General features: G+C 71.4%; 11 protein-coding genes. 2 read left to right on the forward strand and 9 right to left on the reverse strand.

The annotated features are described in order from the left end of the window. The first annotated feature begins 28 nt into the window (after positions 1-28). Positions 29-871 carry an endo alpha-1,4 polygalactosaminidase gene (locus ACLQ3B_RS17315; RefSeq protein ID WP_425781777.1) on the forward strand — a complete coding sequence of 281 codons (843 nt, stop codon included), beginning with the start codon at positions 29-31 and terminating at the stop codon, positions 869-871. A gap of 127 nt (positions 872-998) precedes the next feature. Here the strand turns inward: ACLQ3B_RS17315 and ACLQ3B_RS17320 are convergent, their stop codons facing one another. From ACLQ3B_RS17320 to rsmD, 9 genes are all read right to left on the reverse strand, one after another. Next, positions 999-3,218, reverse strand: a complete 2,220-nt coding sequence (locus ACLQ3B_RS17320; RefSeq protein ID WP_425781778.1) for an MMPL family transporter — start codon at positions 3,216-3,218, stop codon at positions 999-1,001. Between the two features lie 220 nt (positions 3,219-3,438). Continuing rightward, complete coding sequence (gene mutM / locus ACLQ3B_RS17325) at positions 3,439-4,296, reverse strand: bifunctional DNA-formamidopyrimidine glycosylase/DNA-(apurinic or apyrimidinic site) lyase (protein WP_425781779.1); 858 nt, start codon at positions 4,294-4,296, stop codon at positions 3,439-3,441. Continuing rightward, positions 4,289-5,212, reverse strand: a complete 924-nt coding sequence (gene rnc / locus ACLQ3B_RS17330) for a ribonuclease III (RefSeq protein ID WP_425781780.1) — start codon at positions 5,210-5,212, stop codon at positions 4,289-4,291. The genes mutM and rnc overlap by 8 nt, the downstream gene beginning before the upstream one ends. Beyond that, entirely contained in the window at positions 5,209-6,201 is a 993-nt protein-coding gene (locus tag ACLQ3B_RS17335; RefSeq protein WP_425781781.1) for a phosphate acyltransferase, read from the reverse strand. Before ACLQ3B_RS17335 ends, rnc begins: the two co-directional genes overlap by 4 nt. A 114-nt stretch (positions 6,202-6,315) precedes the next feature. Then, positions 6,316-6,489, reverse strand: a complete 174-nt coding sequence (rpmF, locus tag ACLQ3B_RS17340; protein WP_030335284.1) for a 50S ribosomal protein L32 — start codon at positions 6,487-6,489, stop codon at positions 6,316-6,318. A gap of 5 nt (positions 6,490-6,494) precedes the next feature. After that, positions 6,495-7,058 (reverse strand): YceD family protein, encoded by a 564-nt coding sequence (locus tag ACLQ3B_RS17345; RefSeq protein WP_110562455.1) that lies wholly within the window; start codon positions 7,056-7,058, stop codon positions 6,495-6,497. A 109-nt stretch (positions 7,059-7,167) separates the two neighbouring features. Further along, a complete protein-coding gene (locus ACLQ3B_RS17350; protein WP_196921503.1) occupies positions 7,168-7,665 on the reverse strand; it encodes a hypothetical protein in 498 nt (165 codons plus the stop codon). 241 nt (positions 7,666-7,906) lie between these two features. After that, positions 7,907-8,389 (reverse strand): pantetheine-phosphate adenylyltransferase, encoded by a 483-nt coding sequence (coaD, locus tag ACLQ3B_RS17355; protein ID WP_030335289.1) that lies wholly within the window; start codon positions 8,387-8,389, stop codon positions 7,907-7,909. Beyond that, on the reverse strand, positions 8,386-8,949 hold the full coding sequence (gene rsmD / locus ACLQ3B_RS17360; RefSeq protein WP_425781782.1) for a 16S rRNA (guanine(966)-N(2))-methyltransferase RsmD: 564 nt from the start codon (positions 8,947-8,949) through the stop codon (positions 8,386-8,388). Before rsmD ends, coaD begins: the two co-directional genes overlap by 4 nt. A 397-nt stretch (positions 8,950-9,346) precedes the next feature. Here rsmD and ACLQ3B_RS17365 point away from each other — a divergent pair, with 397 nt between their 5' ends. Next, entirely contained in the window at positions 9,347-10,489 is a 1,143-nt protein-coding gene (locus ACLQ3B_RS17365; RefSeq protein WP_425781783.1) for an LPXTG cell wall anchor domain-containing protein, read from the forward strand. The last annotated feature ends 133 nt before the right edge of the window (positions 10,490-10,622 follow it).

A 10,622-nucleotide genomic window follows, 5' to 3' on the forward strand; every position in this document is an offset into this window, starting at 1 on the left:
CCGGCCGTCCGGGACCCGGGAGCTGCCGATGCGGATCCGGCCGCGGCGACGCGTCGCCGTACGCCCGCTGCGCCGCGCCCTGTCCGCCAGCGTCGCTCTCGCGCTGGTGCTGCCGGCGTTCGGGTGCCGGCCCGCGCTGACCCCGCCCGGCGCCCCCACCGCGTGGCCTGCGGAACAGGCTCGGCACTGGCAGTGGCAGTGGCAGCTCAGCGGCCCGCTCGACCCGACGGTGGACGCCGACGTCTTCCTGCTCGACCCGGTGGCCACCACGGCCGCGCAGACCGCCGAGCTGCGCTCCCGGAACCGCAGGTTGATCTGCCAGGTGAACGTGGGGTCGGTCCGCTCCACCGATCCGGACGCCAGCCGGTTTCCGGAGATCGTCAGGGGTGCGGCCGGGCGACGACCCGACAGTCGGTGGCTGGACGTCCGGAGTTGGGACGCGCTCCGGCCGGTGCTGGCCGACCGGTTCCGGCTCTGCCGGGGCAAGGGCTTCGGCGCGGTGGCGCTCTTCGACGCCGACGGGTACGCGGCGCACAACGGCTTCCCGCTCGACTTCGACGACCAACTGCTGTTCAACCGCCGGCTGGCCGAGCTGGCCCGCTCGCTGAGCCTCTCCCCCGGGCTGGCCAACAACGTGCCGCAGCTCGCCGCGCTGGCCCCGGATTTCGACTTCGCGGTCAACGAGGAGTGCGTCCGGCTGGCCCAGTGCGCCAAACTGCTGCCGTTCAGCGACGCCGGCAAGCCGGTCTTCCACGTCGAGTACACCGCCTCGACCGACGACTTCTGTGTCACCACAGTCGGCTACGGCTTCGCGTCGATCCGCAAGGACCGGACGCTGGACGCCTCCCGAGAAGCCTGCCCCCTCCCCTGACCGATCCCACCCCGCCCCCGCCCCCGCCCCGCGATCTTGCACTTTCCGCCGTCGACTTGCCCGGGTTAGCCCAGTTTGTCGCAACAGAAACTGCAAGATCGGCGGGGGTGGGGTCGGGGTGCGGGGGTTAGGGGACTGGCACCAGTTCCGGGGCGGGGGCTGGCGGGTCGGCGGGGGCCGGCGCCGGGCGGGCGCGCAGGAAGCGCGGGGCCCACCAGTTGGCGTCGCCGAGCATGGTCATCAACGCTGGCAGCACCACGCCCCGGATGATCGTGGCATCCAGCAGGATCGCCGCCGCCAGGCCGATGCCGAGCTGCTTCATGTCGATGGTGCTCAGCGTGGCGAAGATCGAGAAGACCCCCACCATCACGACGGCCGCGCTGGTCACCACCCCGGCCGACGAGGTGATCCCGTACGACACCGCGTCCCGGTTGGACATGCCGGCCCGGACCCCCTCGCGGATCCGGCTGACCACGAAGACGTGGTAGTCCATCGAGAGGCCGAAGAGCACCACGAAGAGGAACAGCGGCAGCCAGGACATGATGGCGCCCATCGAGGTGAAACCGAGCAGCCCCTCGGCCCAGTCACCCTGGAACACGAGCACCAGCAGCCCGTACGCGGCCCCGACGGAGAGCAGGTTCAACGCGATCGCGCTGGCGGCCACCACCACCGACCGGAAGGTGAGCACCATGACCAGGAAGGTGAGCACCAGCACGAAACCCATCACCAGCGGCAACTTGTCCCGGACGTGCTGTGCGTAGTCCTCGCTGCCGGCCACGCCGCCGCCGACCGCGTACTCGATCCCGGGGACGCCCCGCAGCTCGGCCGGGACCAGGTCGGCGCGCAGCTTCTCCAGCGACTGCACCGACCGGTCGTCCCGGCTGGCGTACGGGGTGGCGATGTCCAGCACCGACACCCGTCGGTCTGCCGACACCTGGATCTTCGGGCCGTTCGCCTCGACCGGGGCGAACAGCGGATCGGCGGCAGCCCGGGCGGACAGGTCGGTGAGGGCGGCGCGAACCCGGTCGGCCTGCTCGGCGGGCGCCCGGACGGCCACCACGTGGTTGGTGCCGTTGCTGGGAAAGGCGGCGGTGAGCCGGTCGTACGCCTGCATGGCCGGAGTGGTGCGGGGCAGGTCCTCCATGCCGATGAACTTCAACTTCATACCGAGCGCCGGCGCGGCGAGCGCGAGCAGCAGGCCAACCGAGATGATCAGCGTCACGACCGGTGCGCGCAGCGCCGGCCGGAGCAGCGCGGGCCAGAGCCGGGGCGAGCGCGGTTCGCCGTGCCGACCGGTACGCGGCGCGGTCAGCCGCCAGAGCAGCGGCACCCGGGGCCGGTCGACCCAGCGGCCGAGCTTGACCAGCAGGGCGGGCAGCACGGTCAGTGAGCCGGTCACCGCGACCGCGACCACGAGAATCGAGCCGACCGCCAGGGACGAGAAGACCACGTCGCCGGCAAGCAGCAGCCCGGCCATCGCGATGATCACGGCGAGACCGGAGACCACCACGGCGTGCCCGGAGGTTTCCGCGGCGATCTCCACCGCGTCCAGACCGGACCGGCCCTTGGCCCGTTCCTCCCGCTCCCGGCGGATGTAGAACAGCGAGTAGTCCACCCCGACCGCCATACCGATCAGCAGGATCACAGGTGCCGTGGTGTCGGTGGCCGGTACCAGGTGCGAGGCGAGAGTGGACAGACCCATCGCGGCGGCGACCGAGGAGAGCGCCAGCAGCACCGGGACGCTGGCCGCGATCAGCGCGCCGAACGCGATGATCAGGATGGCCAGGGTGACCGGCAGGCTGAGCAGCTCGGCACGCTTGAAGTCCTTGTCGAGGGTGTCGTCGAGGGCCTGGCCGATCGACGGCCCGCCGACCTGCTCGACGCGCAGCTGCGGATGCGCCGCCTGGACGCTGGCGGTGACGTCGCGCAGCGGCTGCACCCGGTCCGAGGCGGTCTCCGGGTCACCCGACATGGTGATCGGCAGCAGCAGCGCCGAGCCGTCCCGGGCGGTGATCGGCTGGCCCACCTCGGCCACCCCGGTGACCGTACGCAGCCGGGCTGCGGCGTCGTCGGCCGCCGCCTTCGCCGCGGCCTGGTCGAGCGCACCGCCCCGGGAGGTGATGAGGACGTTGTCCACGGCCGGGTCGTCGAAGTCACCGGCGTCCACGATCAGGTCGGCCCGCCCCGCCTCGCCGATCGCCTGGTCGCCGCTGGTGGCCTCGTTGAGACCGGCGGCACTGCCACCGACGAAGCACACCGCCACGAACACGACCCACAGCGCGATCGCTCGCCACGGGTGCTCGGCGCTCCACCGTGCCATCCGCACCGTCACCGGTCTGCTGCCCATCTCGCGTCCCCCTGTCACGTCAACCCCCTGTCAACGGTGCTGACGCTAGGTGCGTGACGAGGCGGTCACATCGGGGATCGACCCCGGTCCACCCTGGAACCGACAGACCGGGGGCGGGGGTGCGTTCATCGGGCGTAAGCCCGCGATCCGGACGTACACCGGGGGGCAGCCCGGAGCGACCCGCCGCGACCCGCCGGCATCCCCCCGAGCCGGCTCCGGGTCATCCCCGAAGGGAACCCCGGGGCCGTGGCTGACAGTGCGGGCAACTGTACGAGGAGCGGTTCATGAACGCCTCGCGGCGGATCGGCGCGCCGCACCGGCGGCACGGCTCGCCCTCGCGCCCGTAGGCGTTGAGCGCCCGGTCGAAGTAGCCACTCTCGCCGTTGACGTTCACATAGAGGGCGTCGAAGCTGGTGCCGCCCTCGCTGATCGCCTCGGCCAGCACGTCGCGGACGTGGCCGAGCAGGCGCTGCGCGGCCGGGCCGGTCAGCGCGTCGGTGGGTCGGCCGCCGTGCAGCCGGGCGCGCCAGAGCGCCTCGTCGGCGTAGATGTTGCCCACCCCGGAGATCAGGGTCTGGTCGAGCAGGGCCCGCTTCACCTCGGTGTGCCGGCGGCGCAGCGCCGCGACGAACGCCTCGTCGGAGAACTCCGGGTCCATCGGGTCGCGGGCGATGTGCGCGATCTCGTCCGGTAGCTCGGCGCCGCCCTCGCTCACCGAGAGCCCACCGAACGTACGCTGGTCGACGAAGCGCAGCTCCGGGCCGTCGTCGGCGAACCGGAACCGGACCCGCAGATGGGTCTCGTCCGCCGTGCCGGGTGGTTGGAGCAGCAACTGACCCGACATGCCGAGATGCCCGACTATCGCGTCACCGCTGTCCAGTGGCAGCCACAGGTACTTGCCGCGACGGCGGGCGTCCAGCACCGTGCGGCCGGCGAGCACGTCGGCGAAGTGCACGTCGCCCGGAGCATGCCGACGGACCGCACGCGGGTGACGAACCTCGACCGAGGCGATCCGACGGCCGACGACCCACTGGGCCACCCCCTGTCGGACGGTTTCCACCTCGGGCAGCTCAGGCACGCCGCGGGCCCGTCTCGTGGCCGTCGGTGCCCCCGGCCGGCAGCGCCTGCGCCAGGTGGTCGGCCTGCTCGGACTGAGCAGCCCGCTCCGCGCGCTCCAGCGGCCCGAACGGCTCGTCCCGGTCCCCCGAGTCGTCCCGGTCGGTCGGCTGATCCCGGCGGTCGTCGCCGGCCCGACCATCCTGGCCGTCGTCGCCGTTCTGGCCGTTCTGCTCGGCGAGCGTCCGCCAGGCGGCCTCGGCGGCCCGCTGCTCCGCCTCCTTCTTGCTGCGCCCCTCGGCGCCGCCGTACCGGTTGCCGGCCACCACCACCCAGGCGGTGAACGTCTTCAGGTGATCCGGGCCGGTGCCCTCGATCCGGTACTCCGGCACACCCAGCCCGAGCGCGGCCGTCAGCTCCTGGAGACTGGTCTTCCAGTCCAGTGCGGCTCCGCGACCGGCCGACTCGGCCATCAGCGGATCGAAGAGCCGGTGGATGACGATCCCCGTGGTGTCCAGGCCGTACTGGAGGTAGATCGCGCCGAGCAGCGCCTCCAGCGTGTCGGCGAGGATGCTCGCCTTGTCCCGGCCACCTGTGGTCTCCTCACCCTTGCCGAGCAGCAGGTACGCGCCGAGCCCGTCCGGGCCCAGACCACGGGCCACGTCGGCGAGCGCCCGCATGTTGACCACGCTGGCACGCAACTTGGCCAACTGCCCCTCGGGCAGGTCCGGATGGTTGTGGAAGAGCGCCGTGGTGATCACCACGCCGAGCACCGAGTCGCCGAGGAACTCCAGCCGCTCGTTGGTCGGCAGCCCGCCGTTCTCGTACGCGTACGACCGGTGGGTCAACGCGCGCTGGAGCAGCTCGGGTTCCAGGCTCACTCCGAAGGCGGCTTCCAGGTGACTGACGGACGCCCGCCGCCGCTTGTCGTTGCTCATGTGCGTACCTCGGTGTCGGTGGAGCGATCGGTGCGATCGGTGCGATCCGTCGCGGCGTCGCGGTCGAGCAACGCGGAGACCAGATCGGTGGCGCGCCGCCGCCACAGGTGGGCGGCGAGAGCTATGCCGGAGGCGACGTCGTCGGCGCGGGCGGACCCGTGGCAGACGACCACCGTCCCCGCGACGCCCAACAGGGCGGCCGCACGGGGCGCGCCGCCCTCGGCGGGTGGGCCGCCGGCCATTGCGTACGCGCCCTCAATGGCCTTGAGCAGCACGTTACCGGTGAACCCGTCGGTGACGACCACATCGGCGCGCGCGCCGAGGGCCACGTCGTACCCCTCGACCAGGCCGACGTAGCGCGCCCCACCGGGCAGCGGTTCGACGGCGAGCAGAGGGTCGGTGGCGCGGCGGACCCGGTCGCCCTTACCGGCCTCGGTGCCGACCGAGAGCAACCCGACCCGTGGCGCGGCGATCGAGTGGGCCACCGCCGCGTACGCGGCGCCGAGCACGGCGTGGCGGGCGAGGGTGGCCGGGCGGGGTTCCAGGGAGCCGCCGACATCGAGCAACACGACAGGCCCCGCCACGGCGGGCAGGGTGGCGGCCAGGGCAGGTTGGCGGATCTCCGGCGAGCGGCCGAGGCCGAGCACGGCCGCGGTGACGGTGGCGCCGGTGGCGCCGGCGGAGACCAGGGCGTCGGCGGTCCCGTCCCGGACGGCGGTGACCGCGGCCCGGACGGTGCTCTCGGCGCGGGCGGCGCTGGGATGGTCGGCCATGCCGACGACATCGCGGACCGGCCGCACCGTGATCCGGGCGCGTTGCGCCGGATCGAGGGCAGCAATCAGCTCGTCGGCGACCTCGGTCGGACCGACGAGAAGCAGATGCAGGTCAGGGTCGGCGCGCATGGCCCGCAGAGCGCCGTCAACCACGACGGCGGGAGCGTCGTCCCCGCCGAGGAGGTCAACGGCGATCCGCGCGGCGCCCGGCTCCACCGGAACGCCGGCCGGAGTGGGCCGGCCGGCGTCGGAGGGAGCCGGAGCACCGGGCGAATGCCAGGATGCGCGCGCCGCCCGGCCTGGGGTCGGGGGCGTCACTCGGCGTCCAGGTCAGACCTCGAGAACCTGGCGGCCGTTGTAGGTGCCGCAGACGGAGCAGGCGGCGTGCGGCAGCTTCGGGGACTTGCACTGCGGGCACGCAACGGTCGCGACCACTGTCGCCTTCCAGTTCGCCCGGCGGGACCGGGTGTTGCTGCGCGACATCTTGCGCTTCGGGACGGCCACGGTTCTTACTCCTCTGTAACGGTCAGTTGCGACAGGCCCGCCCAACGCGGGTCGATCTGCTGGTGACTGTGGTCGGCCGGCAGATCGTCCCAGTGCGCCCCGCATTCGGGGCACAGTCCTGGGCAGTCCTCCCGGCAGAGCGGGTTGGTCGGCAGCGTGAGCACCAACGCGTCCCGCAGCGCCGGCTCCAGGTCGATCAGATCGCCCTGCATCCGGCCCACCTCGTCCTCGTCGGTCGTGGCGTCCGTGGTGCTGTCCTCGTACGCGTACAGCTCCTGGATCGTCACGCCCATCGAGTCGTTGATCTCGCGCAGGCAACGGCCGCACTCGCCCCGGACAGGACCGGTGATGGTCCCGGAGACGAGCACGCCCTCGGACACCGACTGCAACCTCAGATCGAGGTCGAGGTCCGCGCCCTCCGGCACGCCGATCAACTCCACACCGAGGTCCGCCGGTGCCGGCACGACCCGCTGGACCTCACGCAACGCGCCAGGGCGACGCGGCAGGTCCCTCGTGTCGAGGACCAACGGCGACCTGGGGTTGAGTGTCGATGGCGAGTGCTTGGGCATAGTTAGACTCCGGCCGGTGAGAGGCCGACAAAAAAGGTTACCTGGACGACCGCCGGACCGTCGAACCGGGGGCGACGCCCGCCTGAGAAGTCGGCTGGTGAGGTGCCGCTCAGAAGGGTAGCGGGCGTTCCGCCTCATCCCCAGCGAAGGTGCCGATCTCCCGCAGCGCGTGCATCTTGTCCCGGCCGCGCTCTATCGAGGCCAGCGCCCTGGTGAGGAACTGCTCGAAGTTGGCCAGCGCGGTGTCGACGTAGTCGTCGACCTCCTCACGCAGGCGCTGCGCCTCGGCGCGGGCCTCGCCGATGATCCGGGCACCCTCGTGCTCGGCCGACACGGTGATCTCGTTCACCGAGACCAGGCGGGCGTGTTCTGCCTCACCCTCACTGATGATCCGGTCCGCCTCGCGCTTGCCGGCGTCCATGATCTTGTCGCGCTCCTCCAGGAGCGCGGCGGCACGACGTAGATCGGCGGGGAGATCGGCGCGCATCTCATCGAGGGCGGCGATCATCTCACCCCGGTCGACCATGCAGTTGTTGCGCGACATCGGGACGGAGCGGGCCTGCTCCAGGATGGCGATCAGTTCGTCGATGCGATCGAGCGGGTCCACCGGCTACCTCACTCCTGTCGTTCGTCGGCCGACCTCCATGATGCGGGCTACGGCCGTTCCCCGCGCCACCAATCATGTCCTGCCCGCCCCACCGCCGCCCCACTCACCCCAACCCGGCGAGTCGCGACATAGTCACCCCCCGCCAATCTTGCACTTTCGGTTGCACCAAACCATTCCAAAAAGGGCTGGTTCGGGCACCGTGAGTGCAAGATCGCGGGGGTACGGGGGAGATGAGGGCGGGTCAGCGGCGGGGGCCCAGACGGGCCTGGAGGGCCTCGCGGACCGGGTCGGGGACGTGGGCGGAGATGTCGCCGCCCCACTTGGCCACGTCCTTGACCAGGCTCGACGAGAGGAACGAGTAGAGCGGGTTGGTAGGCATGAAGAGCGTCTCGACACCGGCCAGACCGATGTTCATCTGGGCCATCTGCAACTCGTAGTCGAAGTCGCTGACCGCCCGCAGACCCTTGATCAGCACACTCGCCTGCTGGGCCCGGCAGAAGTCCACCAGCAGCCCTCGGAAGGACTCGACCCGCACGTTGCCGTACGACGAGGTCACCTCGCGGAGCATCTCGATGCGCTCCTCGACGGTGAACAGGCCACTCTTCGACTGGTTCACCAGCACACCGACGATCACCTCGTCGAAGAGCCGACTGGCCCGCCCGATGATGTCGAGGTGTCCGTTGGTGACCGGGTCGAACGAACCGGGGCACACCGCACGTCTCATGATCGGCGACCGTACCAAAGGGTGGTCTCGCCGTAACGGCGACTGCGCTCGGCGGTGATCCCCTCCACCCAGTCGAACTCCCTGGTACGGCGGGACCGCTCCACCACCACCAACGCGTCGGGCGCCAGCCACCCGCCGTCCACCAGCGCGGCCAACAGCGCGGTGATCTCCTCGTCCGGCACCGCGTACGGCGGGTCGGCGAAGACCACGTCGTACGGCTCGCCGTCCGGTCCGGAGGCCAGCACCGTCGCCACCTTGCCGGTGACCAGACGGGCCGCCGGACCGGCGCGCAGGGCCGCCACGTTCTCCCGGATCACCCGGGCCGCCCGCGGGTCGGACTCGACAAGCAGCACGTGCCGCGCGCCCCTGGAGAGCGCCTCCAGGCCGACCGCGCCGGAGCCGGCGTACAGGTCGGCGAAGCGGGCGCCGTCGAGGTCGACCTCGGCCTGGACGGCACTGAAGAGTGCCTCCCGGACCCGGTCCGAGGTGGGTCGGGTGCCGGCGCCGGGCGGCGCGGCGATCCGCCGGCCACCGAGCGTCCCGGCCACGATCCGGGTCACCGTTTCCTCCTGCTCATGCCCGCGACGCTACGCGATGCGGCGCGAACCCGGTCAGGACGGCGCGGATCCGAGCGGCCGGCCAGCCGGCGACGACGCGGAGCACCTGAGCTGCCCCGACGGCGCGGCGTCCACCGTGGAGCCCCGGCCGGCGGTCCGTCCCCAGTGACCGGACCAACACCTTCGGTGTATCAAAGATCACGAATCAACTACATTGCCGGATGGCAATGATCTGAACTCCCCTCATTAACCACCCATCAGTACAGTCTCCCCCTGTCCCCGCTTTCGCTGCGGGAACACCACCGCGTCGCGCGACGCCCCGGTGAGCAGGTGACTCCCCGGTCACGATGTCTCCCGGCCTCCCGCCACGCGATCCGTACCCCCCTCACCAGGAGCAGGCGTGAACCCTCCCAAGTCTCCGTTCCGGCGCGTAGCGGCCATCGCCGCGGGCGCGCTGATCGGCCTCGCCGGCGTCGTGACCTTCGCCGCACCCGCCAGCGCCCACCACAGCGAAATCCAGGTCAAAGCCGACTGTGACACCGCCGCCGGCGAGTGGGTGGCCACCTGGACCGTCAAGACCTTCGCCCCGGGCGACGTCACGAGCTACAAGTTCAGCGAGGTCTCGGCGAAGACGTACGTCGGCGAGACCGCCAGCGACGCCACCATCGACGGCATCGCGGTGACCGAGGGCAAGGTCTACCCGCACGCCGTCAGCGACGCGGTGACCGCCACCCAGCGCCTGGACGCGAAGACCACCAAGGCCACCCTGTCGGTGCGGGCCATGTGGAACAACGAATTCGAGGACAAGGAGCTGCGCTCGGCGGCGATCGAGTTCAGTGGGACCTGCACCAAGGAGCAGCCCCCGGTTCCGACGACCCCCAAGCCGACCGCCAACGTGGCCTCGGACTGTGACGGCGACGTCCTGGTGAAGCTCGGAAACGCCAAGGACGCCACCGCTCCGGCGAAGTTCACCATCACCGGTGCCGACGGCTTCACCAAGGGCGCCACCGTCGCGGCCGGCGAGAGCAAGTCGGTCAAGGTGCCGGCCAAGAACGCCACCACCATCAAGGTGGTTGCCGACGGTCTGGACAAGCCGCTCTTCGAGGGCACGCCCGCCGCCGCTGAGAACTGCGTCGAGCCCGGCGAGCCGGCCGGCAGCTACAAGTCGACCTGCACCGAGCTGATCTTCGACATCGCCAACCCGGCCGACGGTAAGACGATCACCATCACCTTCACCCCGAACAAGGGCAAGGCCCAGACGCTGACCGTCGAGCCGGGCAAGAGCGGCACCGTCACCTTCAAGGCGTTCGAGGGTCTGACCGTGACGCCGGCGGCCGAGGGCCTCGACGACACCACCCCGATCGCCTGGGAGAAGCCGGCCGACTGCACCACGGGTCAGGGTGGTGGCGACAAGGACGAGCCGTCTCTGCCGCTGACCGGTGCTGCCACCGGCGGCATCATCGCCGGCGCCGCGGTCCTGCTGGCCGCCGGTGTCGCGCTGTTCATGGTGGCCCGTCGTCGTCGGGTTCGCTTCACCGCCTGAGACAACCCGCTCTGACACCTGAGGGCGCGTCGACCACCCGGTCGACGCGCCCTCAGCCATGTAACGACCTACGTGATCGACTCGACATCATTGAAACCGGGGTGTCCCGCCGACGCGGACACCCCGGTTTCAG

The organism is Micromonospora sp. DT53, from assembly GCF_049841535.1.
In the GTDB taxonomy this organism is placed as follows: domain Bacteria; phylum Actinomycetota; class Actinomycetes; order Mycobacteriales; family Micromonosporaceae; genus Micromonospora.

Coding starts and splice junctions, on each gene's coding strand:
- ACLQ3B_RS17315 (WP_425781777.1), top strand. CDS start 29: ATGCGGATCCGGCCGCGGCGACGCGTCGCCGTACGCCCGCTGCGCCGC.
- ACLQ3B_RS17320 (WP_425781778.1), bottom strand. CDS start 3,218: ATGGGCAGCAGACCGGTGACGGTGCGGATGGCACGGTGGAGCGCCGAG.
- rnc (WP_425781780.1), bottom strand. CDS start 5,212: ATGAGCAACGACAAGCGGCGGCGGGCGTCCGTCAGTCACCTGGAAGCC.
- ACLQ3B_RS17345 (WP_110562455.1), bottom strand. CDS start 7,058: ATGCCCAAGCACTCGCCATCGACACTCAACCCCAGGTCGCCGTTGGTC.
- coaD (WP_030335289.1), bottom strand. CDS start 8,389: ATGAGACGTGCGGTGTGCCCCGGTTCGTTCGACCCGGTCACCAACGGA.